This is a genomic window from Rhodococcus sp. 06-1474-1B, from assembly GCF_002258885.1.
GTDB lineage: Bacteria > Actinomycetota > Actinomycetes > Mycobacteriales > Mycobacteriaceae > Rhodococcoides > Rhodococcoides fascians.
Genome location: NZ_NOYR01000021.1, coordinates 636612 through 661479, shown reverse-complemented (window position 1 = coordinate 661479; position 24868 = coordinate 636612). Strand labels below are relative to the sequence as shown.

22 protein-coding genes and 1 tRNA gene are annotated in these 24868 nt (G+C 65.3%); 15 read left to right on the top strand and 8 right to left on the bottom strand.

Annotation, left to right across the window (positions count from 1 at the left end):
- Positions 1 to 216: 216 nt before the first annotated feature.
- Positions 217 to 1479 carry an alpha-hydroxy acid oxidase gene (locus CH266_RS10200; protein WP_094715208.1) on the bottom strand — a complete coding sequence of 421 codons (1263 nt, stop codon included), beginning with the start codon at positions 1477 to 1479 and terminating at the stop codon, positions 217 to 219.
- 243 nt (positions 1480 to 1722) lie between these two features.
- On the bottom strand, positions 1723 to 4092 hold the full coding sequence (locus CH266_RS10195) for a DEAD/DEAH box helicase (protein ID WP_052068707.1): 2370 nt from the start codon (positions 4090 to 4092) through the stop codon (positions 1723 to 1725).
- Between the two features lie 436 nt (positions 4093 to 4528).
- On the opposite strand from CH266_RS10195, the gene CH266_RS10190 reads away from it, so the two are divergent.
- From CH266_RS10190 to CH266_RS10160, 7 genes are all read left to right on the top strand, one after another.
- A complete protein-coding gene (locus tag CH266_RS10190) occupies positions 4529 to 4732 on the top strand; it encodes a cold-shock protein (protein WP_005248460.1) in 204 nt (67 codons plus the stop codon).
- A gap of 151 nt (positions 4733 to 4883) precedes the next feature.
- Positions 4884 to 5471: a hypothetical protein gene (locus CH266_RS10185; protein WP_027494470.1), complete on the top strand. Its 588-nt coding sequence runs from the start codon at positions 4884 to 4886 to the stop codon at positions 5469 to 5471.
- A 109-nt stretch (positions 5472 to 5580) separates the two neighbouring features.
- Positions 5581 to 8586: a type I DNA topoisomerase gene (gene topA, locus CH266_RS10180; RefSeq protein WP_094715207.1), complete on the top strand. Its 3006-nt coding sequence runs from the start codon at positions 5581 to 5583 to the stop codon at positions 8584 to 8586.
- A 118-nt stretch (positions 8587 to 8704) separates the two neighbouring features.
- A complete protein-coding gene (locus CH266_RS10175; protein WP_027494468.1) occupies positions 8705 to 9892 on the top strand; it encodes a DNA polymerase III subunit delta' in 1188 nt (395 codons plus the stop codon).
- An 84-nt stretch (positions 9893 to 9976) separates the two neighbouring features.
- Positions 9977 to 10049 (top strand) — tRNA-Thr (locus CH266_RS10170).
- Between the two features lie 125 nt (positions 10050 to 10174).
- Complete coding sequence (locus tag CH266_RS10165) at positions 10175 to 10393, top strand: hypothetical protein (protein ID WP_032364533.1); 219 nt, start codon at positions 10175 to 10177, stop codon at positions 10391 to 10393.
- Between the two features lie 52 nt (positions 10394 to 10445).
- The gene (locus CH266_RS10160) at positions 10446 to 11255 is read left to right on the top strand and encodes a lipase family alpha/beta hydrolase (protein ID WP_094715206.1); all 810 of its coding nucleotides are present in this window, start codon (positions 10446 to 10448) and stop codon (positions 11253 to 11255) included.
- Here CH266_RS10160 and CH266_RS10155 read toward each other — a convergent pair.
- The 4 genes from CH266_RS10155 to CH266_RS10140 are packed head-to-tail and all read right to left on the bottom strand — an operon-like array spanning position 11245 to position 15260.
- The gene (locus CH266_RS10155) at positions 11245 to 12057 is read right to left on the bottom strand and encodes an ABC transporter permease (protein WP_027494448.1); all 813 of its coding nucleotides are present in this window, start codon (positions 12055 to 12057) and stop codon (positions 11245 to 11247) included. The genes CH266_RS10160 and CH266_RS10155 overlap by 11 nt on opposite strands.
- Positions 12054 to 13016: an ABC transporter ATP-binding protein gene (locus tag CH266_RS10150; protein ID WP_032384042.1), complete on the bottom strand. Its 963-nt coding sequence runs from the start codon at positions 13014 to 13016 to the stop codon at positions 12054 to 12056. Before CH266_RS10150 ends, CH266_RS10155 begins: the two co-directional genes overlap by 4 nt.
- The gene (locus CH266_RS10145) at positions 13013 to 14104 is read right to left on the bottom strand and encodes a LolA family protein (protein ID WP_141214516.1); all 1092 of its coding nucleotides are present in this window, start codon (positions 14102 to 14104) and stop codon (positions 13013 to 13015) included. Before CH266_RS10145 ends, CH266_RS10150 begins: the two co-directional genes overlap by 4 nt.
- A gap of 58 nt (positions 14105 to 14162) precedes the next feature.
- Positions 14163 to 15260, bottom strand: a complete 1098-nt coding sequence (locus tag CH266_RS10140) for a DNA alkylation repair protein (protein WP_094715205.1) — start codon at positions 15258 to 15260, stop codon at positions 14163 to 14165.
- Between the two features lie 303 nt (positions 15261 to 15563).
- On the opposite strand from CH266_RS10140, the gene CH266_RS10135 reads away from it, so the two are divergent.
- The 3 genes from CH266_RS10135 to CH266_RS10125 all read left to right on the top strand — a co-directional run bounded on the left by CH266_RS10135 (position 15564) and on the right by CH266_RS10125 (position 19230).
- Positions 15564 to 16745, top strand: coding sequence for a PAS domain-containing protein (locus CH266_RS10135; RefSeq protein ID WP_032384038.1), 1182 nt, complete (start codon positions 15564 to 15566; stop codon positions 16743 to 16745).
- 17 nt (positions 16746 to 16762) lie between these two features.
- Positions 16763 to 18049 carry a putative bifunctional diguanylate cyclase/phosphodiesterase gene (locus CH266_RS10130; RefSeq protein WP_255175876.1) on the top strand — a complete coding sequence of 429 codons (1287 nt, stop codon included), beginning with the start codon at positions 16763 to 16765 and terminating at the stop codon, positions 18047 to 18049.
- 89 nt (positions 18050 to 18138) lie between these two features.
- Positions 18139 to 19230: a spore photoproduct lyase family protein gene (locus tag CH266_RS10125; protein ID WP_094715203.1), complete on the top strand. Its 1092-nt coding sequence runs from the start codon at positions 18139 to 18141 to the stop codon at positions 19228 to 19230.
- A gap of 4 nt (positions 19231 to 19234) precedes the next feature.
- On the opposite strand, the gene CH266_RS10120 is transcribed toward CH266_RS10125, so the two are convergent.
- Positions 19235 to 19603 carry a winged helix-turn-helix transcriptional regulator gene (locus tag CH266_RS10120; protein ID WP_032406601.1) on the bottom strand — a complete coding sequence of 123 codons (369 nt, stop codon included), beginning with the start codon at positions 19601 to 19603 and terminating at the stop codon, positions 19235 to 19237.
- 79 nt (positions 19604 to 19682) lie between these two features.
- On the opposite strand from CH266_RS10120, the gene CH266_RS10115 reads away from it, so the two are divergent.
- The 5 genes from CH266_RS10115 to CH266_RS10095 all read left to right on the top strand — a co-directional run bounded on the left by CH266_RS10115 (position 19683) and on the right by CH266_RS10095 (position 24463).
- Positions 19683 to 20093 (top strand): RidA family protein, encoded by a 411-nt coding sequence (locus CH266_RS10115; RefSeq protein ID WP_094715202.1) that lies wholly within the window; start codon positions 19683 to 19685, stop codon positions 20091 to 20093.
- Between the two features lie 75 nt (positions 20094 to 20168).
- Positions 20169 to 20726 (top strand): dihydrofolate reductase family protein, encoded by a 558-nt coding sequence (locus CH266_RS10110; RefSeq protein ID WP_032388252.1) that lies wholly within the window; start codon positions 20169 to 20171, stop codon positions 20724 to 20726.
- 39 nt (positions 20727 to 20765) lie between these two features.
- Entirely contained in the window at positions 20766 to 21995 is a 1230-nt protein-coding gene (locus CH266_RS10105; RefSeq protein ID WP_094715201.1) for an AGE family epimerase/isomerase, read from the top strand.
- A 48-nt stretch (positions 21996 to 22043) separates the two neighbouring features.
- On the top strand, positions 22044 to 23369 hold the full coding sequence (locus CH266_RS10100; RefSeq protein WP_094715200.1) for a hypothetical protein: 1326 nt from the start codon (positions 22044 to 22046) through the stop codon (positions 23367 to 23369).
- Positions 23366 to 24463: a hypothetical protein gene (locus tag CH266_RS10095; RefSeq protein WP_094715253.1), complete on the top strand. Its 1098-nt coding sequence runs from the start codon at positions 23366 to 23368 to the stop codon at positions 24461 to 24463. The genes CH266_RS10100 and CH266_RS10095 overlap by 4 nt, the downstream gene beginning before the upstream one ends.
- 28 nt (positions 24464 to 24491) lie before the next feature.
- Here CH266_RS10095 and CH266_RS10090 read toward each other — a convergent pair whose 3' ends face one another.
- Positions 24492 to 24752, bottom strand: a complete 261-nt coding sequence (locus tag CH266_RS10090) for a hypothetical protein (RefSeq protein ID WP_052053276.1) — start codon at positions 24750 to 24752, stop codon at positions 24492 to 24494.
- Between the last annotated feature and the right edge of the window lie 116 nt (positions 24753 to 24868).

The window sequence follows — 24868 nt, the reverse complement described above, 5'->3', positions numbered from 1 at the left end:
GGCGGGGGTCGAGGCCGGGTTTCACCGCAAACGCGCGCGCGTTTGTCAGGTGCGAGCGGAATCGCCCCGTTCGAGCCAGCAAATTCGCGCGCGTTCAGCGAATGCGCGCGCGTTTGCGGTGAAACCCGGCCTCGACCCCCGCCCGAGGACCCGAACCCGTGGCCGATACGTCGCCCCCGGCCTCGAACCCCGGCATCGACGGTCCGTCTGCAGCGGTCAGCGCGGCGTGAATGCGGCGGCACCGGACTGCAGAGGGGCCAACCGAGTGAGTTGCGTGACGTGCTCCGGGGTCAGTTCCGCGAGTGAATTGACCTGCAGCAGTTGCATGGTGCGGATGATCTCCTCCCTCAGAATCTCGATCATGCGGTCGACGCCCGCGCGGCCACCGGCCATCAGGCCGTACAGATACGCGCGGCCTACGAGCGTGAACGATGCACCCATTGCGATGGAGGCCACGATGTCGGAACCGTGCATGATGCCGGTGTCGACGGCTACTTCGAAGTCGGAGCCGACTTCACGGACGACCTGCGGCAGCAGGTGGAAGGGGACGGGAGCCCGATCGAGTTGTCGGCCTCCGTGATTGGACAGAACGATGCCGTCCACACCCAGTTCGGCCAGGCGCGCCGAATCCGCCACCGACTGAACACCTTTGACGACCAACTTGCCGGGCCAGATCTCACGGATGACGTCGAGATCCTCGAACGAGATGGAGGGATCCATCGCTGAATCGACCAGCTCTCCGACTGTGCCGCCGGTAGAGGTCAGCGACGCGAACTCCAACTTGGGCGTGGTGAGGAAGTCCCACCACCACCATGGACGCGGAATGGCGTTGGCGATGGTCGACGCGGTCAACTGCGGCGGAATGGAGAACCCGTTGCGTTTGTCTCGCAGGCGAGCCCCGGCGACCGGTGTGTCGACCGTGAACAGGAGGGTGTCGAAGCCAGCTTTCGCGGCGCGTTCGACCAGACCGAACGAGATGTCGCGGTTACGCATGACGTAGAGCTGGAACCAGTTTCGGCCGTTCGGGTTGGTGGCCTTCACGTCCTCGATCGACGTGGTGCCCAGCGTCGAGAGGGAGAATGGAATTCCAGCAGCGCCGGCGGCGGCAGAACCGGCGTACTCACCCTCGGTCTGCATCAGGCGCGTGAAGCCCGTCGGGGCGATACCGAACGGAAGCGCGGACGGTCCGCCGAACACCGTCGTCGAGGTGTCGACGTGGGAGACGTCTCGCAGGATCGAGGGGTGGAATTCGACGTCACGGAAGGCCTGCCGGGCTCGGGAGAGTGAGATCTCGGCGTCGGCCGCGCCGTCGGTGTAATCGAATGCCGCGCGCGGGGTACGGCGACGGGCGATGGTGCGGAGATCGTCGATGGTCAGTGCCGCGCTGAGTCGTCGTCGGCGCAGGTTCAGATCGGGCTTCTTGAACGAGAGCACCTCGCGCAAGTCGGTGGCTTTCGGTATCTGCCGGGCAATGGGCATGCGTCGTCTCGATTCTGTGGGCTGATCCTCTCCCCACCACACCACCCGAGGTGTCGGCAGCAACGAGCAGGGTGGCGCACCAGTTCGATCCAAGCCTTGAACGCGCGCGCGTTTGCGAAAAATGACTGGTAATCCCCGCGAAACCCTGGCAATTTTGCGCGCGCATGGCAAACGCGCGCGCGTTTGCGGTGAACCCCCACTCGGTCCCCAGCCACCAGGTTCCTGACTGCGAGATCGGCCGGCTCATCCCTCGCGAGTGACGGCCGCCAACACTGCGGTCAGCACTCGAACGGCACCCTCTTTGTCGAGGGGGTCGTTACCGTTTCCGCATTTCGGTGATTGCACACAGGACGGGCAACCGGTCTGACATTCGCAGGAGACGATCGCGTCCTTGGTGGCGGCGAGCCAATCGGCGATGGCCACGTGTCCGCGGTCTGCGAAGCCTGCTCCGCCGTCGTATCCGTCGTAAACGAAGACGGTCGGGAGCCCGGTGTCGGGGTGTAATGCCGTCGACACTCCACCGATGTCCCATCGATCGCAGGTCGCGACCAACGGCAGCAAGCCGATGGCGGCGTGCTCGGCGGCATGCAGTGATCCGGGGAATCGCTCGAACGGAACACCGCTGTGCTCCAACAACTCCGGGGTGATGGTGTACATGACGGCGCGGGTGTCGAGGGTCTGCGCCGGCATGTCGAGTTCGATGGAATCGAGGACCTCTCCCGACGGGAGGCGTCGAAGATATCCCACCACCTGATGGGTGACGTTCACCTGCACCAGCGCGACGCGGACCTCGCCGTAGTCGACGGATTCGTGCACCGCCGTGATGGCGATGTCGGTGATCTCGCGGGCCGAGGTGTTCCACTCGGGTTGTTCGGCATGCACCAGCGCGAGGCCGGCCTCGAGATCGAGCTCGTCGACCACGAAGGACTCGCCCTGATGAATGTGCACCGCACCGGGATGTGCAGTGGCAGGGGCACGTCCGCCGTCGACTGTGCCGAGCATGCGGCCGGACTCGCCGTCGACGATGGCGACCTGCACGCCCGTGCCGCCGCGAATGTTGACCGCACCGTGCGGAGACAGCTGCTGCCCCTCGGGGGTGATGAACCACCCGTGAGGACGCTTACGCACGTAGCCCTTCAGCTCGAGCTCTTCGAGTACCGATTCCGCGCTCAACGCCTCGGCCTCGGCTAGGGTGATCGGTAGTTCGACTGCAGCGCAAAGCAATTGGGGAGCAAGAATATACGGATTGGTCGGGTCGGTGACGGTTGCCTCGACCGGCTTGTCCAGTAGGGCCGCCGGGTGATGCACCAAGTAGGTATCCAACGGATCGTCGCGCGCGACGAGTACCAGCAGTGAGCCCTCCCCGCGTCGTCCGGCACGCCCACCCTGCTGCCAGAACGAGGCGACGGTACCGGGGAAACCGGCGACGATCACCGCGTCCAAACCGGCGATGTCGACGCCGAGTTCGAGGGCGTTGGTGGTGGCCACTCCCAGCAGAGTTCCGTCGGAGAGGTCCCGTTCGAGCTTTCGCCGATCCTCGGCCAAATAGCCTGCGCGATAAGCGGCGACGCGTCGGACCAACTGCGGATCGACGTCGGCGAGAATTCTCTGGGTCCCCAACGCAGTGACCTCGGCTCCGCGCCTGGACCGTACGAACGCGAGTGTCCGCGCACCCTCGATCAACAGATCCGCCATGATGCGCGACGCCTCGGCCCCCGCCGATTTGCGTACCGGCGCACCGTTCTCGCCGGTGATCTCCTTGAGCAGCGGCGGTTCCCAGAGTGCGACGGTACGCGCTCCGTGGGGCGAGCCGTCCTCGGTGATCTCCTCGCAGGGCGCTCCGATGAGTCGACTGGCTGCGCGTCCCGGCTCCGAGGTGGTGGCACTGGCGAGAACGAACACCGGAGACGCTCCGTAGCGCGCGCAGAGGCGTCGCAACCGACGGAGTACCAGGGCGACGTTGGAGCCGAAAACACCTCGGTAGTAATGGCATTCGTCGACCACCACGTACCGAAGGTTGCGCAGGAAACGCGACCATCGCTCGTGTGCGCCGAGGATGCCCAGGTGCAACATGTCGGGATTGGTGAAGATCCAGCGCGCATTGGTTCTGGCCCACTGCCGAATCTCGATCGGGGTATCGCCGTCGTACGAGCTGGGAAACACCTCGGCGAGATCGTCTGACAGCGAACGTAACTCGTCGGTGATCGAGATGGTGGTGCGTAGCTGATCGGCACCGAGGGCCTTGGTCGGTGCGAGATACAGAGCCGTCGCCCGGGCGTCGGCGGCCAGCGTCGTCAGAATGGGCAGCTGATAGGCCAACGATTTGCCCGACGCGGTACTCGTCGAGAGCACCACATGACTGCCCTCGGCGGCGAGCGTCGCGGCCCGGGCCTGATGCGTCCACGGTTGTGCGATGCCCCGAGAGGTGATCACCTGCACCACTTCCGGGCCGACCCACGACGGCCAGGGGGCAAAACTGGACGATCGAGCCGGTAACTCGGCGACGTGCGTGACGGGGCCGTCGTCGGCGGGGGTACCGGCCAACACTCGATCCAGCAGCCGCTGCCCGTAACTCCGGACATCCGCACCGTCGTGCGGATGCTTCTCGCTCACTGCCGGTCTCCATGCATTCGTTCGATCTACTGGCCAGCCCTACGGGCTTGCTGGGTCGTTCCGCAGGCTCCACTCCTGCTTAGGCGCGACCTGGGGTCCTCATGCTATCGCGGACCCGAAACGAGCGGCTCGAGCCCTGGTGAGAGCCGCATTCCACCCGTCCGGCGTTGTGTGTTGTTACAAGACGGGCAATTTGTTCGAAAAGGGGCGGTTTTCGACTGTTGCGAACGCGGAGTTCATGGTTCACTTGACGCGGTCGCAGCTTCTGTGTTCGTTCTACGCTTCGCAGGATCTTATGTTGCGGGCGCGGTACTGGGAGAGCTCGTCCATCAGGGGGAATCCTGAGGGGGATTCGTACAAGTGCAGCGGTCGGAACCGGCCCGATGGATCGAAAGTGCGCTCCATCGAATCCGGTGTTAGAAAGAGAAGGAAAAGCATGGCACAGGGAACTGTGAAGTGGTTCAACGCCGAAAAGGGCTTTGGATTCATCGCACCAGAAGACGGCTCCGCTGACGTTTTCGTTCACTACTCCGAGATCCAGGGCAGCGGCTTCCGCACCCTCGAGGAGAACCAGCGCGTCGAGTTCGAGGTCGGCCAGGGCACCAAGGGTCCTCAGGCAACGGGCGTTCGCGCAGTCTGATTCTTTTCTCTTCGGAGACGAGAACCTTCATCCCCCTTTCTCGATCGGCCGTGAAAAGCCGTTCGAGAAAGGGGGATGTTTCGTTCGTGGCGAACCACCAGGAAGAGTCGAAAGCAGTGTCTGCCGGTGTCGATGTCCTAATGTCCATGCTGTGAACCAGCTGTCCTTCTTCTCTGCCGAGTCGTTGCCGCCCGCGGTGACCGATCTCAGCGGACTGCTGGCTGCCACCGGCCATGTCGTCACGTCCTCGGGAGCGGCGCGTATCTCCGTCGTCGTCGACGCGCAGTGGCGGGCCGATGCCATTGCCGAGTTGATCGAACAATGTGGTTTGTCGGCAGAGCTGGGACGGTCCGAAGAAGACCGTCCTCTCGTGCGCACCGCGTCGGTTCCGGAACTGTCCGCGTTGGCGTCGTTGTGGACCAAGGGCGCGGTGAAGGCCGTGCCTCCCGGGTGGGTGCCCGGTTCTCGGGAGTTGCGGGCATGGGTGCTCGCGTCGGGGCGTCCCGAGGCGGAGGGGGAACGCTACGTACTCGGCCTCGATCCGCACGCGCCGGAGACTCATGCGGTCCTCGCTCAATCGTTGATGCGCGCGGGCATCGCGCCGACTCTGATCGGCACCCGCGGGTCCAATCCTGGCCTTCGAATCACCGGCCGACGTCGGCTGTTGCGCCTCACCGAGAACGTCGGCGAGGCTCCTGCGAATGTGGACGCACGTACCAATTGGCCCCACGCTGAGTAGGAAGATGAATGACTGATCTGCGAGTATTTGCTCGACGTATGTCAGTCTGTTAGGAGTGGGGCAGGCAAATCTGCTTGTGAAAACGCACTAGGGAAGGTTCGGCAGCAAGGTGGCAGCACGTAACAACGGCTCGGGGGACAGCTCCGCCGAGCCGCGTCGTCTGGTCATCGTCGAGTCTCCGACCAAGGCCAAAAAGATCGCTCCCTACCTCGGGAGCAACTATGTCGTCGAGGCCTCGGTCGGCCATATCCGCGACCTTCCTCGTGGTGCTGCCGACGTGCCCGCCAAATACAAGGGCGAGCCGTGGGCACGTCTGGGCGTGGACGTCGACCACGACTTCGAGGCCCTCTACGTCGTCTCGCCCGAGAAGAAGGGCAAGGTCGCAGAGCTCAAAAGCCTGCTCAAGGACGCCGACGAGCTGTATCTCGCCACTGACCCCGACCGCGAGGGCGAGGCCATCGCCTGGCATCTTCTCGAGACCCTGAACCCCAAAGTCCCGGTTCGACGCATGGTCTTCCACGAGATCACCAAGCCGGCGATCCTCGCGGCCGCCGCCGATACTCGCGACCTCGACCAAGACCTCGTCGACGCACAGGAAACCCGCCGCATCCTCGACCGTCTCTACGGCTACGAGGTCAGCCCGGTGCTGTGGAAGAAGGTCATGCCGAAGCTGTCGGCAGGCCGTGTGCAGTCCGTGGCCACCCGCATCATCGTCCAGCGTGAGCGCGAGCGGATGGCGTTCCGCAGTGCCGAGTACTGGGATATTTCTGCCACCCTCGACGCCGGGGCCGAGGCGAGCCCGCGTAGTTTCGGAGCTCGGCTGGTCAACGTCGACGGCAATCGCGTCGCCGCCGGCCGCGACTTCGGTCCCGACGGCAAGCTCAAGACCGAGTCGGTCACCGTTCTCGACGAACCGCATGCCCGACGCCTCGCCGACGCTCTCGAAGGCGTCGACCTCACCGTCGCGTCCGCCGAGGACAAGCCGTACACGCGTAAGCCGTACCCGCCGTTCATGACGTCGACGCTGCAGCAGGAGGCCGGCCGCAAGCTGCGGTTCAGTTCCGAGCGGACCATGCGTGTCGCGCAGCGTCTGTACGAGAACGGCTACATCACCTACATGCGTACCGACTCGACGTCGCTGTCCGCGTCTGCGGTCTCCGCGGCACGGGCGCAGGCGACCGAGCTGTACGGCCCGGAGTACGTGCACCCCACTCCGCGGCAGTACACCCGCAAGGTCAAGAACGCGCAGGAGGCGCACGAGGCCATCCGCCCCTCGGGTGACGTGTTCCAGACTCCCGGTCAGCTGCATTCGGCGCTGCAGACCGACGAGTTCCGGCTCTACGAGCTGATCTGGCAGCGCACCGTCGCGTCGCAGATGGCAGATCTGCGCGGCACCACGCTGACCCTGCGCATCACCGGAACCGCCGGTACCGGCGAGGAGTGCACGTTCTCCGCGTCGGGTCGCACCATCACGTTCGCGGGCTTCCTCAAGGCCTACGTCGAGAGCGTCGACGACGAGGCAGGCGGTCAGACCGACGACGCCGAGTCGCGTCTACCCGCGTTGAAGGCCGGCCAGGCGGTGACGGCCACCAAGCTCGATCCCGACGGTCACACCACCAACCCGCCTGCTCGATTCACCGAGGCGTCGCTGATCAAGACGCTCGAAGAGTTGGGAATCGGTCGGCCGTCGACGTATTCGTCGATCATCAAGACGATCCTCGACCGCGGTTACGTCTACAAGCGTGGCAGCGCTCTCGTGCCGTCGTGGGTGGCGTTCTCGGTGATTGCGTTGTTGGAAGCGCACTTCGGACGTCTGGTGGACTTCGACTTCACCGCAGGCATGGAAGACGACCTCGACGCGATCGCGGGAGGCCGTGAGCGGCGCGGAGATTGGCTGCAGAGCTTCTACTTCGGCGGCGAGACCGGTGCCGAAGGTTCGGTGGCGCGCTCGGGTGGCCTGAAGAAGATGGTGGGCCAGAACCTCGAAGACATCGATGCGCGCACCATCAACTCGATTCGTCTGTTCGACGATTCAGAGGGGCGCGAAATCCATGTGCGCGTGGGCCGTTACGGTCCGTACCTCGAGCGCATGGTCAAGAACGACGACGATCCGGACGGCGATCCGATCAGCCAGCGCGCCAACCTGCCCGACGACTTGCCGCCGGACGAGCTGACGATCGACTTTGCCGAAAAGCTCTTCGCCACACCACAAGAGGGCCGCAAGCTCGGTGTGGATCCGCTGACCGGTCACGACATCGTGGCGAAAGAAGGCCGTTTCGGGCCCTACGTCACCGAGATCCTGCCCGAGCCGGAACCCGAGCCGACGCCGCCTCAGCCCGACATCGTGCCGATCTCGACCGGTGGTGACGGTGATGGTGGCGGCGGCGTCAAGACTGCGGTGAAGAAAGCTGCAGCCAAGAAGGCCCCGGCCAAGAAGGCCGCCGCGAAGAAGGCCACCGGCCCCAAGCCGCGGACCGGCTCGTTGCTCAAGTCGATGGATCTGGCGACGATCACGCTCGAGGATGCGCTCAAGCTGCTGTCGTTGCCGCGCGTCGTCGGTGTCGATCCCGAGTCCAAGGAAGAGATCACCGCGCAGAACGGCCGCTACGGCCCGTATCTGAAGAAGGGCACCGATTCTCGCTCGCTCGCCGACGAGGATCAGATGTTCACGGTCAGTCTCGAAGAGGCTCTCAAGATCTACGCCGAGCCCAAGCGTCGAGGCCGTCAGGGAGAGGCCAAGCCGCCGCTGCGGGAACTGGGCGTCGACCCGATCAGTGAGAAGCCGATGGTGATCAAGGACGGTCGATTCGGGCCGTACGTCACCGACGGTGAGACCAACGCAAGTCTGCGCAAGGACGACGAGGTCGAGACGATCACCGACGATCGCGCGTCGGAGTTGTTGGCGGACAGGCGTGCTCGTGGTCCGGTGAAGAAGAAGGCACCGGCGAAGAAGGCCGCTGCGAAGAAGGCTCCGGCCAAGAAGGCTGCCGCGAAGAAGGCTCCGGCAAAGAAGGCTGCAGCCAAGAAGACCGCCACGAAGACGACGGCGGCCAAGACGACGACGAAGAAGGCTGCTGCCAAGAAGGCACCGGCGAAGAAGACCGACGGCGAGTAGCTCGCGAACTCGAAGTTGTGGATGGAATCGGCAGCGATCACGTCCACAGCTTCGAGTTCGGCACTGTCCGGGAACAGTGCGCCGGGACTAGTCGGTCCCAACCGTTAGGGTTGCCAGCATGGCGGGTGTGTTCGATCGTTTGGTCGGTCAGGAAGATGTCGAGGCCGATCTGACGGCTGCAGCAGTGGCTGCTCGTACGGGCGTCGACTCGTCGGCGATGACGCATTCGTGGCTCTTCACCGGCCCTCCCGGGTCCGGGCGTTCCATCGCCGCCCTGTGCTTCGCTGCGGCGTTGCAGTGCACCACCGAGGGCACTCCGGGGTGCGGACACTGTCAGGCGTGCTCGACGACGATGGCAGGCACTCACGGCGATGTGCGACGCGTCATCCCGGAGGGTCTGAGCATCAGTACCAAGGAGATGCGAGACATCGTCTCGGTCGCGTCGCGTCGGCCGAGCACCGGTCTGTGGCAGGTGGTCGTCGTCGAGGATGCCGATCGACTCACCGAGGGTGCCGGAAACGTGCTGCTCAAGGTCGTCGAGGAGCCGCCCGCTCGGACGGTGTTCCTGTTGTGCGCTCCATCGGTCGATCCGCAGGACATCTCGGTGACGCTGCGCTCGCGCTGCCGGCACGTCTCGTTGGTGACGCCCACTGTGCCGGCCATCGCGCAGGTGCTGCAGACCCGCGACAAGCTCGACGCCGAGACCGCGGAATGGGCCGCGTCGATCAGCGGCGGCCATGTGGGCAGAGCACGCCGACTCGCCACCGACGAGGACGCGCGGGCGCGACGCAAGCGGGCACTGGCCCTGGCGTCGGCCGCGGCCCGTCCCAATCAGGCGTACCTCGCAGCCGAGGAACTGGTGAAGGCCGCCGAGGACGAGGCCAAGGAAATGAGTGCCACTCGTGACGAGGCCGAGACCGAGGAATTGCGCACGGCCCTCGGAGCTGGAGGTACAGGTAAGGGCGCTGCCGGAGCATTGCGCGGCTCGGCGGGCGTGCTGAAGGACCTCGAGAAGCGGCAGAAGTCTCGCGCCACCAGAACCGGCCGCGACTCGCTGGACCGGGCGTTGATGGACCTGGTGGGCCTGTACCGCGACGCGCTCGCGCGTTCGTACGGCTCGACCGCGACGGCTACGCACCCCGACATGGCCGAGCAGGTCGAGCGAATGGCAAAGGCCGTACCGCCCGAGGCTCTGCTGAAAAGTATCGAGGCGATCCTCGAATGCCGAGAGTCGTTGGCTGTCAACGCAAAACCGAAATTTGCGATCTATGCGATGGTGGCGACGCTCGGCGACGTGCTGCGTTAGGAGCAGGCCCGTATCGAGGCTCGGGGGAGGGCGATTTTCGTTTCGACCCGATGCTCCGTTAGACTCACCAACGCCGAAAGGCACGCCGCCTTAGCTCAGTCGGTAGAGCATTTCACTCGTAATGAAAAGGTCAAGAGTTCGATTCTCTTAGGCGGCTCAGACTCAGCCCCTCACCGATACAAATCTGTGAGGGGCTTTTTCGTATCCCGCTCCGGTGAGCGTCGGACTCGTCAGCGTCGCGGACCCCGCGACATCCATCACCGAAGGAACAGGAACACCCACATGATCGACGCCGTCATCTTCACCAACTACTCCGATACCGAAACCCCCGTCCGAATCAGCACCATCGACGGACACCAGCATGTCGGCAAGATCGGGGCCGTGGACAACAACGATGAGGACGGTGGCTTCATCACCGTCGCCCTCACCGAGGTCCCCACAGGGTCCCCCTACGTCACCGTCGTCATCGCTGTCGACGCGATCACCGCCATCGAAAGCTGAACCGCAGACACCCTGACCTTCCGCACCATCGTCGACGGGCACACTGGACGAGGTGTTCGCCTCCCTCGCCCCGGCCCGTCGTCGCCTCGTGTACGTCGTACTCGCTCTCGTCCTGATCGGGCTCGTCGTAGCCGTGGCGGCCTTCGTCGCATCGCGGACCACGAACGACCCCGTCGCGAGCGTCGACCAGTCGGTTCCCGGCCCGGTGCTGCTGGTCCCCGGGTTCGGCGGATCCACCGATGCTCTCGAGGTGCTTGCGGCGGAACTACGGGAGAACGGCCGCGACGCCACCGTCGTGGCCCTGCCCGATGGTGGCGTCGGCGACCTGACCGCACAGGCGCAGACACTGCGCGACGCCGTCGACGCGGCTCTGACTCGGACGGGAGCGACCTCGGTCGACGTCGTCGGGTACTCCGCCGGCGGGGTGGTGGCCCGGATCTGGGCTGCCGATCTGGGCGGTGCCGAGCAGGCTCGACGCATCGTGACCCTGGGCTCCCCGCACCACGGCACCCAGGTGGCGGGGCTGGCTGCCCAGGTCCTGCCCGACCGGTGCCCGACGGCCTGCCAGCAACTGGCCCCGGACAGCTCCGTGCTGGCCGGCTTGAACTCGGGCGACGAGACGCCGGACGGGCCGCAGTGGGTGTCGATCTGGACCGAACTGGATCAGGTGGTGACGCCGCCATCGTCGGCCCGGCTCGACGGGGCGATCGACATCCCCGTCCAGAGCGTGTGCGCGGACTCGGCCGTCGACCACGGAAACCTGCCCCGTGATCCTCTCGTCGGCGCGATGGTCTCGGCCCAGTTGGACGGCAGCTCTACCGTCGAGCTCGGCGCAGCCGACTGCAGCCGTCTCAGCTCGTGATGTCCTTGGTCGTGAAGTTCGCCCACGCAGCCCCCAGGAGCACGACGACGTAGACGCCCTGCAATCCGACGCCGCGCACCAGGTCCCGCGTCGGCACCGGGTCGCGGAAGAGATCGACGAAGGCCAGCCAGTACCGCGTCGGAAGGTACGGCGCGATGGCGTCGGCGGCGTCCAGCGTCAGCAGTAGCGAGCTGGCGATGAGGAAGGCCAACGCGCCCAGCGTCGCCGCGAGTGGCGAGTCGGTCAGGGTCGACAGGAACAACCCCATCGCGGCAACTCCGAGCATCGACAGGGTCACGTAGAGGACCGCTATGACGGTGCGTACGGCGACCTGTTCGTCGGTCAGTACCGTGCCTGACACGCTCGAGACGCCGGCCAACGACGTGGTGTCGAACAGCGTCGTGCCGACGAAGTATGCGACGGCTGCCACGATGACGACGGCCAGCAGCACGAACGCGGCCACCGAGATCAGCTTCGCGACCAGTAGCTTCGTTCGTCCCACCGGGCGAGCCAGCAGGTAACGCAGGGTGCCGGCCTGGGCCTCCCCGGCGACGGAATCGCCGGCGATGACCGACACCGCGACGGGCAGGAACAGCGGGAGCACGATGGCGAGAGCGGCGAGTGGGAAGAGCTGGCCGTTCGTGGTCACCGCGGACAGGAAGGCAGGGCCGTCGCCGGGACGCGGACCGACGTCGGTGAGGGCCAGCAAGCCCGCGACGATGGTCGGCAGCAGGTTCAGCAGGAGAATGACGACCCAGGTGCGGGGTCGGCGAAGCATCGCGCGCAGTTCGACGCCGATCATGCGGTCACCTCCGATCGGACGGAACCGTCGCGAGGGCCAGCGGGACCGTCGACTCGGTCCGCGCTGGTGCCGGTGACCGCCAGTACCGACTGCTCGAGGCTCATCTGCTGCGGGCTCAACTCGCTCACCCGGACTCCGCCTTCGACGAGCAGTCGATTGAGCAAGGCCGGATCAGGGTGTTCGATCACGAGTTGCTGCCCGTCACGCTCGAGCACGGTGGCGTCCTCCACATCGGACAGGACCGTCACCGCGTCGGCGGGGTCGGGGGTACGCACGAGCACCCGGCCGGTGGGTTGCTGGAACGCAGAGAGCTGATCCTGCAGAACGAGGCGACCTCGATCGAGCACTCCCACTCGGTCGCACAGTTGCTCCACTTCGGCCAGCAGGTGGCTCGAGAGAAACACTGTGGTGCCTCGGGAATGCAGATCCAGCAACAACTCTCGAATCTCGAGGATTCCCTGTGGATCGAGGCCATTGGTCGGCTCGTCGAGTATCAGCAGCTCGGGGGTGCGCATGAGCGCCGCGGCCAAGCCGAGGCGTTGTCGCATGCCGAGCGAGTACTGCTTGACCGGCCTGCGTCCGACCCCGGCGAGGCCCACCTGCTCGAGGGCCTCGCCGACGCGGGCGGTGCGGGTGCGCCGAGAACCACCGGGGCCGGCCGCGTCGAGCAGCGTGAGGTTGCGGCGTCCGGAGAGGTTGGGGTAGGCGGCGGGGTTCTCGATCAGTGCCCCCACCCGTGGCAGCACACTCCTGCGTCGTCGGGGCATCTCCTCGTCGAGCACCTGCATCTGCCCGGAGGTGGCCAGGACCAGCCCGAGCAGCATCCGCACGGTCGTCGTCTTGCCGGAGCCGTTCGCGCCCACGAAGCCGTAGATGTCGCCGGCGTGTACGTCGAGGTCGACGCCGTCGACGGCCCGCACCGATCCGTAACGCTTGGTGAGGCCGGTCGTGCGGATCATGTGGCTGCTCCTTCGAGCTGCTGGGCGGCGGTGGCCAAGGTTTCTGCGGTGACGGTGCCGGAGAGCAGATATCGGCGGCGGTCTCCGGCGGGCTCGGTGATCAGGACGTTCAGCGGTCCGATCGACAGCGCCACGCTGTCGCCGGTCACGACTGCGCCGGGAGCGTCCCGCAGCTGCTCGACGAGCCCGCGCGCAGCGCGGCGCGGTAGCGGAGCGGCGATCAGCTCGGTCACGCCACGGCCGTAGATTCCGACGGAACCCGGTCCGTCGCGGTCCCGCTGATCCAGTCCGGACAGAGTCGACGGAAGACGGGGAGAGTCGATCCCGTCGGCGAACGAGGCGATGTCGAGGCCGTCCTGCTGCTGCACATCGGTTCCCGGGGGCGGGACGAAACGGACGGTGTCGGCGTCGGGCATCTCGGATGAGAAGTCCAGGAATGCAGTGCTGACAACAGGCCGAGCGGCCCCGCCGGCGAGCACGTCGACCTGCAGTGGCAGCCCGCTGTCGGGGTCGGCCCACACGTCGACCTCGGTGATGGTGCTCTGCGACTCGGCGGGGACGAGCCGCAGGCCAGGGGCGTCCCGGCCGGCAATTCGGCGGGTCGGCAGCCGGGTGACCTCGTCGGTGGTCGCCTCACTGAGCAGCCGCTGCCCGAGCTCCGGCGGCAGCAGATCGGCCTCGCGCGGCAGACGCAGGCTCGGTTCGGGGACCGGGGTTGCCACAGCCGTGTTCTGCTCGTAGTCCCATCTCCACAGCAGAGCCGGGGACCGGTAGAGACCGTGTTCACCGGCGAGGCGGACGGTGTCGACGCGAAAGCTGTCCGGGGCGCGGTACCAGGCGCGCAGGGTCGTGGTGTCGCCCAACAGATCCGGTAGGCCGCCGAGTCCGTCGGTGACCGGCAGGGTGACGCCGCCAACGGCCTGGGCGTAGCCCGAATACGGTGTTGCGGTGGAGGACTGAACCCGAGACAGCAGTTCCGCCGCACCGATGTCCGACGCGGCGACGGGCAGGCGCTCGATCACCGAGGGCGTGGCGACGAGCACGGCGATGCCGAGCACCACCGCCAGCCACCGCCACTGTCCACGCACCTCATCGACCGTACGGACGTAGTCGATGTGCCGCATGTGCGTGGTACAGAACTCGCGGCTAGCGGACGAGCACGAACTCCGCGAGACCGTAACTCACACCGTTGATCTGGAGCTCGATAGAGTGCGGACCGGGGTAGTACGTGCGTGTGGTCAACGTTCTGAACGAGTGTCGGCGCGCAACCTCGATGCTCTCTCCGGGCGCGACTGTCTTGGTCGTCAGCTTGAACGTTTTCCCGGTCACTCCGCCGTTCGCTTTGGTGTGGTGGACGACGTAGTCGATCGCGATCCTTGCGGGCTCGACGCCGACGTTGCGAATTTTCGCGGTGAATCCCAGGCTCTCGCCGATCTGCAACTCGGTCACGTCCACGGCAGGGCCCGTCACCTCGAGGTCGGCCGGGGCGAAACCCAATAACGCGAGCGCGTCGGTGTTCCCCTTCTTGATCACCGTCCGAAGCGCATGGCGCGCAAGCCGGTCGGTGTTGGCGTCCGGCTCGCCCAGCCACCGCGCCGCGGTCCCGACGACGACATCCGGGATGTCTCGGCTGAAGTCGTTGAGATGGTTGGCAACCGACCGCCGAACGTAGTCGCTGTCGTCTCGGTACAGCCTGTCCAGAATCGGCACGGTCACGCCGGGGCGCGCAAGTATTTCGGGCACTCTCACCGACCACGGCAAGTACGGTCGAGTGCCTTCCGACGCGAGGCGGCGAACGTGTTCGTCCGGCGATTGCGTCCACTCGGCCGCGATGGCGAGAGCCCGATCCAGATCGGTTCGCAGAAAGGTCCGGATGGCGAATTCGGAGGTCAGTCGGCCGGTGAGCTCGGCGAGCAAGGACATCCCGTCGTCGAACGCGGTCGCAGTGCGCTCGTCGACGGCCTTCGATGCGACAGCACTCGTCACGGGCCAGACCGACCAGCCTCGAAAGTCGGGATCCGCAGCGGCCAGTCGGATGGTCCGAGCGAACTGGGCGTAGTCGCCCGGCAGCCCTGTCAGTAGCGCGTCACGCAGCAGGTCGGCGCGGGCTCGGAGTGCGAGTGGACCCAACCCGTCCGACGACTCTCGAAGCAACGACAGATCCGCGTTCGGAGCAGCCGTACGAATGGTCCGAAACAGCGTGTGGGCTGCGTCCGGACCGAGTAGTTCATCGGCGAAGGGCATGAGAGCTTCTTACCCGACGCATCGGGTTCGTTCGGAGGCGGACCGAAGGTGCGGATTATCCGGCGAAACGCCCGATTCTCGGCTGCCCGAACGGCAGCAGTGTGAAAAGAACTGCGATAACCTTCGCGAAACACAATGTGCTGAAACGCTGGTCAATGCGGGTTTTCGGTGGTGAAGTATCGAATTCCGGTCTCGGTCCGATCATTCTGTGCAACGCGCTACGAACCTGGGGGGTCGCATCGTGCTCGTCGTCGACTCGAACCGACTCGTGAGCCCGGTGTACCGAGCCGATGAGCGATCGCGGTGAGTGGGTGGCTCTGGGTGGTGATCCTCAACGGGATCACCGCTGCTGCGTACTCGGGGATCGTGCTGTTCATCGTCCGAGGGCTGTTGCGAACCGGGCAGTTTCGTAACAACCGGCTGGCCGTCGCCACCGCCGCGATCTTCACGACGTGTGCCGCCCACCACTTGATCCATGCGTGGCATCTGACGGCCGGGCTCGGCACTCACACATCGCATCTCGGTACCGATTCCGGCGTTGGAACCCTGGACGCGATGCGGGAGTCGATGGGCGGGACCGTCGATGTGATGGTGACCGCCTCGACGGCACTCGCCGGCGTCGTCTACCTGGGGATGCGCCGCTTCTACGGACCGTTGCTCCGCTCACCTGCGATGTTCGACGACGCGAGCGAGGCCCGGTATCGGCAGCTGGCGGCGAACCTCCCGCACACGTCGGTGCTGGTCGTCGACCGCGACCTGCGATTCATACTCGTCGAAGGTGCCGGACTGCTGGCGGAAGGATACGACCCGCGGCGGATGGAGGGGCAGCTGCTGCAAGACACTGTGCCGCCGGACGCCTACACCCGGCTGAAGCCGTTCTACACGGCGGCCATCGACGGCGAGGAATCGTCCTTCGACACCGTGGGTTCCAGAACGGGTTCGATCTTCGCCGTCAAGACCAGACCCCTGCGCGATGACACAGGTCGAATCGTCGGCGCGATGGTCCTGTCCGAGGACGTCACTGCCGAGCGTGAGGCCCGGGCCGAGCTCGAGCAGGCCCGTGCGTTTCGCGATGCGGTGCTGACGGCATCGCCGGACGTCACCATGGTCACCGATGTCGAAACCGGAACCGTGAAGTGGGCCTCACGCAGCATCGGATCGTTGTTGACCGGGCCGGACCAGCGCGCGTCATCCCGTGACACCGTCACCCCCAAGGACGGGGTGGACTCGGTGGCGGCCGAGGACATTGCCGTCGTTCGAGCAGCGGACCGGGAAGCTGCCTCCCTACCGGAGGGGGAGAGCGTCAGCATCCGGTACCGGGTGCGCGCGGCGGACGGCTCGCTGAGGTGGCTTTCGCGACGCACCACCCCGTTCCGACATGGACCGGAGGGTTCGGCGGCGGAGGTGCTGTCTGTGGTGCGGGAGGTGACCGACGTGTCGAAGCCGAGCGCGCTCTCGAGCGTGCAGCTCTACAAGATCCGTTGACCGGCCTGCCCAACCGCATGAAGCTGCTGGAGCGAATCGGATCGGCGATCGAGCGGGGTGCGCGCACCGGCGCTGCCGCGGCGGTGCTGTTCTGCGATCTGGACGGGTTCAAACGCATCAACGACACCGGCGGCCATGCGGCCGGGGACGCCGTGCTGGTCGAGGTCGCTCGCCGCTTACGCTCGGTGCTGCGGGCCGAGGACTCGATCGCCCGCGTCGGCGGCGACGAGTTCGTTCTCGTCGTCGATGCGTTGCCTGCGGAGATCGGAACAGGCAATCCTGCGGGTGGCGCGCTTGCCGCACAGGTCGCCGAACGAATCCGGACGGTACTCGCAGCGCCCATCACGTATGGAGGCCGCGAGTACGTGGTGTCGGCAAGCGTCGGGATGGTGTTGGTCCGCCGGGGCGTCAGCGCCCAGGAAGCGCTGCGCGATGCGGACTCCGCGATGTACCGGGCGAAGCAACTGGGCAAGGACCGAATCGAACTGTTCGACGACGCGTTGCGGGTGCACGCGATCGAGCGTGCGTACATCGAACAGACCCTGAGGGACGCGCTCGATCCTGATCGGGGTAGTGCCGCGAGTTTCGGAGTTGCCTACCAACCGGTCTACGACCTCGGCAGTCGGCAACTCGTCAGTTTCGAGGCGCTCGCCCGCCTGCGGGACAGCACGGGCACAGCGATTTCACCCGACAGATTCATCCCGGTGGCCGAGGACACGGGGCTCATTTCCGATCTGGGTGAGCGCGTGCTCGACGACGCTCTCGGCACCCTCGCGCGGTGGAGATCCGAGAACCCGCCCTCATCCGCGTCCGAGTCTCCCGTCACGATGGCCGTGAATCTCAGCGCCCGGCAGGCTCTACACGTCGACATCCGTGCGGCAGTGGAAACAGCCCTCGCGCGGCATCGCATGGCTCCGGGGGATCTCGTTCTCGAACTCACCGAGTCCGTGTTGCTCGATTCCGGCTCGTCGGTCCTGCGTCAGCTCGGCGAATTGCGCACGCTGGGTGTGGGAATCGCCATCGACGACTTCGGAACGGGCTTCGCGAGCCTGCGATACCTCGCTACGCTGCCGGTGAGCGCAGTGAAGATAGACCGGTCGTTCACCTCCAGCATGACCAGTGACACGACGAGCAGCAGCATCGTCGGAGCAATCATCAACTTGGCCCGCGATCTGAAACTGGGCTGCGTTGTCGAGGGCATCGAAACTCTCGATCAACTCGAAGCGCTGCCCAATTCTGTTCAGGGACAGGGCTATCTGCTGGGCAGGCCTGCCGAGATCGCGTCGGATACCTGGAACTCCTGAGTGGTACTGCTGGGCGTGCTCGACGAATTTCTCGCCTGAGCTGCGGTAACCGGGAAGCATTGCGCGCTGCGACGCGTTGAACACGAGTAATGGATGATCTTCTGGTTGCCCCCACTCGACTCTGGACACCCTCGCGTGTCCTGGTCACCAAGTCTGCGTCCGAGTTACCCCACACCGCGGAAATTCTCCGTCGGTGCGAAGCAGCAGGCGTTGCCGACATCGACATTCTGTCCGGTGACCGCCTCACCGGACTGCGTGGTGAGTCCGAGCGCGAGACCTACGCACGAGCCAAGTCGACGATGGCCGTGGTGGTCGCCCCGCCGAGTGTGCTGAAACCGCAACCGATTCCGCCGAGCGCGGACTGGCGGATCGACCTGGCGAAAGGATGCCCGGCGCATTGCCAGTACTGCTATCTCGCCGGCTCGTTGTCCGGTCCGCCGATCACCAGGGTGTTCGCCAACCTCGACGACGTGTTGGCCGGTATCGGCACTCACGCAGGCCGCGGTTCCATCACCTCCGGCACCGATGAGCGCGGGCACGAAGGCACCACATTCGAGTTATCCTGCTACACCGATCCTTTGGGGATCGAACACGTGACGGGGTCTCTTGCCGAGGCCGTTCGCAGAGTGGGCGCGGGCGTGTACGGGGACGACGTGTCGCTGCGTTTCACCACCAAGTTCGACGACGTCCGCGAGTTGGTGACGCTCGACCACGGCCGCCGAACGCGAGTTCGGCTGTCGGTCAACGCCGATGACATCGCTCACCGCTTGGAGGGCGGCACGGCACGTATGCCGGCTCGGATAGAAGCTCTGCGGCAGTTGGCACTGGCCGGTTACCGAGTGGGGTTGACGATCGCGCCGATCATGCCGATCCCGCAGTGGCGCGAGCAGTACGGTCGATTGCTCGCGAACGTCGCCGACGCGTTGCGCGATGTGCCCGATCTCGATCTGACCGCCGAAATCATCACTCACCGCTTCACGCCGTCGAGCAAGGATGTGTTGTTGAGCTGGTATCCGGGAACGAAACTGGAGATGGACGAGGGCGCGCGCACAGCGAAGAGAAACAAGTTCGGCGGCGTGAAATACGTCTATCCGAAGGACACGATGGCCGAGATGCGCAGCTGGTTCGTCGACGAACTTCGCGACGTTCTGCCCGACGCGCAGCTGCTGTACTGGACGTGAACCGTCACAGGGCATCGAATCGGTCTCGCGCTCGGTCGATGTCGTCCATGTGCGTGCTTGCCCACGCCAGCAGGACGTCGACGGGAGTTCGAAGTGTTTTGCCCAGGGGAGTGATTCGATATTCCACCGCCACCGGGCGGGTGCTCAGCACCGTGCGTTCGATGATTCCGTTGCGTTCGAGCTTCCGCAGCGTTGCGGTGAGGGACTTCTGAGTCACCTCGGGAATCCCGCGGCGGAGATCGTTGAATCGGCAGGGGCGCTCGCACAATTCGTTGAGTACTTGCAGTGACCATTTGTCGAGCACCTGATCCAACAATTCGCGGTGCGGGGCAGTGATCGTGAGTTCTGCGGTGCCGTCGGCGGTATCGGTCATGAAACCAGGTTCCCTTGAAGTGTCCTTTGTGTACCAGGTATCAACGTTATACCTGAATTTCTACGACGAAGGACCAACCATGAGCGTCACTCGATTCACCCCGCCCGGAATGATGCAACCCACCCCGTATCACCACGTGGCGGTGGGTCAGGGTTCTCGACACATCCACGTCAGCGGTCAGATCGCCCGGAACGAGGACGGGTCGGCCATCGATACCGACGACCTCGCCGGTCAGGTTGCGCAGGCGCTGCGCAATACCGCGATCGGATTGACCGGTGCAGGAGCAACATTCGAGGACGTACTGCGGCTGACGTTCTACGTCACGCACTGGGCTCCCGAGCTGATCGGTGAGTTCATGGACGGCGTCACGCGTGTCGCCGACGAGATCGGACTGCCGACTCTTATGCCGCCGGCGTCGCTGATCGGAGTGGATTACCTCTTCGAACCGGACGTGCGGGTCGAGGTGGAAGCAACCGCGATTCTGGACTGAATCCGCGGATAGGCCGGTGACTTCTCGGCGGTGCAGAGGTCGATACCGGCAAACCCACCCGACCTCTGGAGTGACATGGCGATTCTGACCTACAACCTGCATGTTTCCCTCGACGGCTACATCGAGGATCCCGACGGCAGCCTCGACTACTCGATGCCCGACGAGGAATCGCATCGGTTCTCGAATCGACAGACCGTGGAGACGAGCGTCTTTCTGTTCGGACGGCGGCTGTACGAGGCCATGGAGGACTACTGGACCGACCCGGAACGGGCGGCCGGCGACCCCGTCGAAGCCGAATTCGCCGAGCTGTACCAGGCAACTCCCCGGGTGGTCTTCTCGGACACCCTCACTTCCGTGCCCGACGGTTGCCGGCTGGTCCGTAGTGCCGACGCCGTAGCGGAGGTGGAGCGAATGAAACGGGAGACCGAGGGCACGTTGGCCGTCGCCGGCGCGTCGTTGGCCGCATCGTTGTTCGACTCGATCGACCAGTTCGAGCTCATTGTCGTCCCGACCATCCTGGGTGGTGGCAAGCCGTACTTCCCCGCGGGGCACCGACTGAACCTGGTGCTGGAAGAGCAAAGGCACTTCCCCACGTCGGGCTGGATGTATCTGCGGTACAGGGTGGTTCGGTAAGCAGACCTGTCGTCCGGCCCGATCGCGCAGAATGGGCTCATGACATCCGGTGATCGTCGTCAGTGGTGGACCTTGCCCGCGCACCAGCGGTGGCTCGACACAGAATCGGCTCGGCTCCTCCGGTTCGGTAGCTCGCTCGAGCATCCTGCCGGGGGAGCGGCGTGGTTGAACGACCGCGGACATCCGGACCTGAGCCATCCGGCCCTGACCTACATCACTGCTCGGATGGCGCACGTGCATTTCCTGGCCTCGATGCAGGGGTATCCGGGGTCTCGTAGGAAAGCCGATCGAGTGTTCGACGGTCTACTGACGACGTTGCGGGACAGCACGAACGGCGGGTGGTTCGAGTCCAGCGCCGACGCCTCGTCTCCCGATGCGACGAAGACGGCCTACACGCACGCCTTCGTAGTGTTGGCTGCAGCCGCAGCCGCAGCGGCGGGACACCCCAGTGGACGGGGGCTTCTCGACGAAGCCCTCGAGGTCGTGGATCGGCGATTCTGGGACGAGAACCACGGCATGTGCGCAGACACCTGGAATGCGAGCTGGACCGCGCTCGACGGTTATCGCGGAATCAACGCCAACATGCACATGGTCGAGGCGCTGCTGGCGGCGGCCGATGCGGGTGCGCCCGAGGTCTGGCGAAGCAGGGCAGTACGCATCTGCGACAACGTGATCGGCTGGTCACAGGCGAACGAGAATCGCATTCCCGAGCATTTCACTGCGGAATGGCAGCCGATGCTCGAGTACAACAGCGGCGACACAGCAAACCAGTTCAAGCCTTACGGAGCAACGGTGGGGCACGGTTTCGAGTGGGCGCGGCTGCTCGTGCAGGCGAGTCTCGTGGCCGATAGCCCTGGTGGCCACGATTACGCTGTCGCCGCCGCGTCGCTGTATCACCGCGCGGCGCAGGACGGCTGGCAACCCGGCCCGTCGCCTGGCTTCGTCTACACCACCGACTGGACTGGGCGACCGGTAGTGAGAGAGCGTCTGCACTGGGTGTTGTGCGAGGCGATCGCGGCCGCCGCGACACTGGGTCGTCGGACCGGAGAAGACCGCTACGACAACGACTATCGCACCTGGTGGGACATTGCCGCCGACTCCTTCATCGACCTCGTCGACGGCTCCTGGCATCACGAACTCGACGCGGACAACAGGCCCGCAGCCACGGTGTGGAGTGGCAAACCCGACCTGTACCACGCTGTGCAGGCAACATGGATCAGCCGAGGTGTGAACAGCTCGAGTATGGTGGCGGCGCTGCTGGCGGCCTGAGTGGCCGCATCGGACGAAAACCGTCCGTTGGGTATGTAGTGTCGTCTCGTGCGCGAAGGTAGAAGACACAACGCCGTCATCGACGTATCGGTCATCGTCACGGTGGTCGCACTCGGTGTCGTTGCGGCCGGACTGCTTCGATCGCCGGAGTCCGTTGCGGTCGACGCCGATTCCTCGGTCGTGTTCGAGCCGGTTCGATACCCGGTGGACATTCCGGGTTGCGTGGAGGTCGAACCGCCCCCGTCCGATGAGGGCGAGGTGGTGATGAGAGCGACCCTCGGGGGAGAGACCCCGTCGTACGACAACCCCGCCTATCCGTGGCTCACCTCGGGCAAAGCCGGTGCGATGTCCGACGCAGTTCTCGCTGCGCTACCGGCCGATGTGACCGTCGCATTGGCCGCTCCATCCCAGTCACTGACCTTTCAACCGGTCGACGACCTTGGCGGTGCTGTGCCGGAGGGCTTAGAGCCCAGCACGACCGCGACGGGAACACTGGCCCGGGGCGATTCCTCGGCCTACGCAAGCGTCGACGTTCGGCCTTCCGAAACCGGTATCCCCGCATGCATCGCAGGCGCTCTCGATGCGCGAACCACCGAGTCCGACGGCACCGTCGTCGACACTGTCGACAGTTGGTACGAATTTGCCGGCGACAGAACGAATTTGCGCACTGCCACCGCTTATCACCCGGACGGGACGCAGGTGACCGCTAATCTCACTGCAGCCCGGTCGGACGAATTTCCGCTGGAATCATCAGAGTTGGCTCGGATCGCGACCGTGTCGGATCTGCGTGTCGCGGTTCCCGCGCCGGCGGGAAGCGCTGCGCCACGGCAGGATTGCTCCGTCTGGACGCAGGATTCCGGCTCTGCACAAGATATTCGCGCGGATCGTGTGGCCGCGGCAAACGACGCGTTGGCGACAGTGTGGCAAGCCATTCCCAACGCTCCCGCGTTGAATCGACCGATCGGGTCCCTCGTGCCCGGTTACTATGGCTCAGGGGTGTGCACCGATCTGGAGGTGGTCGGAACTCGGGTGGGACTGTTCGTTTCGGTATCCGGGGGTGCGGAACTGCCGGTGGCGACGGATCCCTACGATCCCGATAACGCGCACGGACCTGTCGTCGAGTTTCGCACGCTGCCAGACGGTTCGGCTGTCGAAAGCTACGACGCTGATATCGTCAACAGCACGACATCAGAGGACGGCACCACGCAGCTCACGCGTTCGGTGACGGTGACGCGGCCATCCGGAGTGCAGGTGTCGGTCCGCTCGACGGCGGCGTTCGAGCCGGGCTCGTATGCGCCGCTGGTGTTGCCGGACCCATTGCCCATCGAGGTTCTCGATGCTGTGGCACAGGCCCCTATTGAGCAGTGGCCATGAGTAATTCGAGCTGGACCCCGAACATCGGAGCCGGCGTCGCGGTGGCTGTGGCGGTCGTGTCCGTCGTCGCTGCTGTTCTCGTGATGTCGATGCAGGACGATCCCGTCGAACAGCCGTCGGACAGTCTGGCGATGACACCGACGTTCTCGGAGGAGGCGACCACCACGCAGGCACCGCCCGGCCCGGTTTTGGATCCGAGCTGGCGGATCGACGCCGAGGCCGTTTATGGACGTAACTTCGCCGCATTCCGTTCTCCGGCTGCGAATCTGCAGTTCGATTCGAGCGTCACCGGGGTGATCGACGGAGACGATGTACTCGTCACGGCCGTCGGTTTGCCGAATCCGCGTTCCTACTCGGTGGATGCGATCGAGTTCGCGGCCTTCGACGCCGACGACGGCAGCGTCCGGTGGAAGAAGTCGCCCGGTGCAGTCGACGAATGCGCGAGCGTTCCCGTTCAGAGCGAGATCGTCTGTCTGGATTCGTATTCCGACGTCCCATCGATCGTGAGGATCGGAGTGGACGACGGGGAGGCACGGAGAACGCCGATGCCCGAAGCGTGGTTCGCGTACGCCGTCGAGAGCGATGGCTCGTCTGTCTTCGTGCTCGAGGGCAACCCGGAGGACGGTGAATCTGTGTTGCACGGGGGTTCCATCGATGCCCTCGACCGGATGTGGTCGCGTCCGATCACATCGTTTGCGGGCTGGGATGGCGTGGAGGGCCCGTTGATTCACGTGTCCGACGGTCGCGGTCTCGTCACCGTCGGCGGCGAGGCCACGTTCTTCGATCCACGAACCGGCACTCCGCTCGAGGGGCTCGAATTGTTGCCCGACGCAACCGCGGTCGCGGAGGACGGCGCGGAAGTGTGGAAGCTGCGGGAGCCGTATGCCACCGAGACTTCCGTCGGTGACACCGTCTATTCGTTCGAGGAGGACGCGCTCGTGGCCGCCACGGCATCGAACGACGTGCGCTGGCGGTGGCCCTTACCCAAAAGGCCGGACGGTTTCACGGAATCGGGTTCGATCGCCCAGACGCGATCGGGTGTGTTCTTCCTCGGAACCGATTCGATGGTTCGTCTCGAATCGGTTCCGAGTTGACGCCGAGCAGCACTACCGTGCGGCAGTGCTATTCCCGGTGCGGAGTGCGCTCACCGGTGTTCGGGTCCACGTCGAACAGTTGATCGGTGTTGTCGGGGGAGTAGACGACGGTGTCGACTTCCCGCGCGCGTCGTCGGGCACCGTCGCGAACGGCGAAGAACGCGGCTGCGAACAGTACGACCACGGTGATGCCGGCGACGATCGCCCATCCCTCGAAGCCGCCCGCCAGAGCCGCGATCAGACCGCCCGCGGATGCGATTCCGGCGAAGATCAAGATGACGGCCAGCATGTTCTCGACTGCACGTGCCCAGCTCGTTTTCGAAGGCCTTTTCTCGACCATGGGGATGTTCCTCTCACTAAGTTCCGTCGCCGAATACCCGAAACCCGGTCGTCTAAGCCCTGCGG

Coding starts and splice junctions, on each gene's coding strand:
- CH266_RS10200 (WP_094715208.1), bottom strand. CDS start 1,479: ATGCCCATTGCCCGGCAGATACCGAAAGCCACCGACTTGCGCGAGGTG.
- CH266_RS10095 (WP_094715253.1), top strand. CDS start 23,366: ATGAGTAATTCGAGCTGGACCCCGAACATCGGAGCCGGCGTCGCGGTG.
- CH266_RS10120 (WP_032406601.1), bottom strand. CDS start 19,603: ATGACCGATACCGCCGACGGCACCGCAGAACTCACGATCACTGCCCCG.
- CH266_RS10105 (WP_094715201.1), top strand. CDS start 20,766: ATGACATCCGGTGATCGTCGTCAGTGGTGGACCTTGCCCGCGCACCAG.
- CH266_RS10175 (WP_027494468.1), top strand. CDS start 8,705: ATGGCGGGTGTGTTCGATCGTTTGGTCGGTCAGGAAGATGTCGAGGCC.
- CH266_RS10165 (WP_032364533.1), top strand. CDS start 10,175: ATGATCGACGCCGTCATCTTCACCAACTACTCCGATACCGAAACCCCC.
- CH266_RS10150 (WP_032384042.1), bottom strand. CDS start 13,016: ATGATCCGCACGACCGGCCTCACCAAGCGTTACGGATCGGTGCGGGCC.
- CH266_RS10090 (WP_052053276.1), bottom strand. CDS start 24,752: ATGCTGGCCGTCATCTTGATCTTCGCCGGAATCGCATCCGCGGGCGGT.
- CH266_RS10110 (WP_032388252.1), top strand. CDS start 20,169: ATGGCGATTCTGACCTACAACCTGCATGTTTCCCTCGACGGCTACATC.
- CH266_RS10190 (WP_005248460.1), top strand. CDS start 4,529: ATGGCACAGGGAACTGTGAAGTGGTTCAACGCCGAAAAGGGCTTTGGA.
- CH266_RS10155 (WP_027494448.1), bottom strand. CDS start 12,057: ATGATCGGCGTCGAACTGCGCGCGATGCTTCGCCGACCCCGCACCTGG.
- CH266_RS10140 (WP_094715205.1), bottom strand. CDS start 15,260: ATGCCCTTCGCCGATGAACTACTCGGTCCGGACGCAGCCCACACGCTG.
- CH266_RS10125 (WP_094715203.1), top strand. CDS start 18,139: ATGGATGATCTTCTGGTTGCCCCCACTCGACTCTGGACACCCTCGCGT.
- CH266_RS10130 (WP_255175876.1), top strand. CDS start 16,763: ATGAAGCTGCTGGAGCGAATCGGATCGGCGATCGAGCGGGGTGCGCGC.
- CH266_RS10115 (WP_094715202.1), top strand. CDS start 19,683: ATGAGCGTCACTCGATTCACCCCGCCCGGAATGATGCAACCCACCCCG.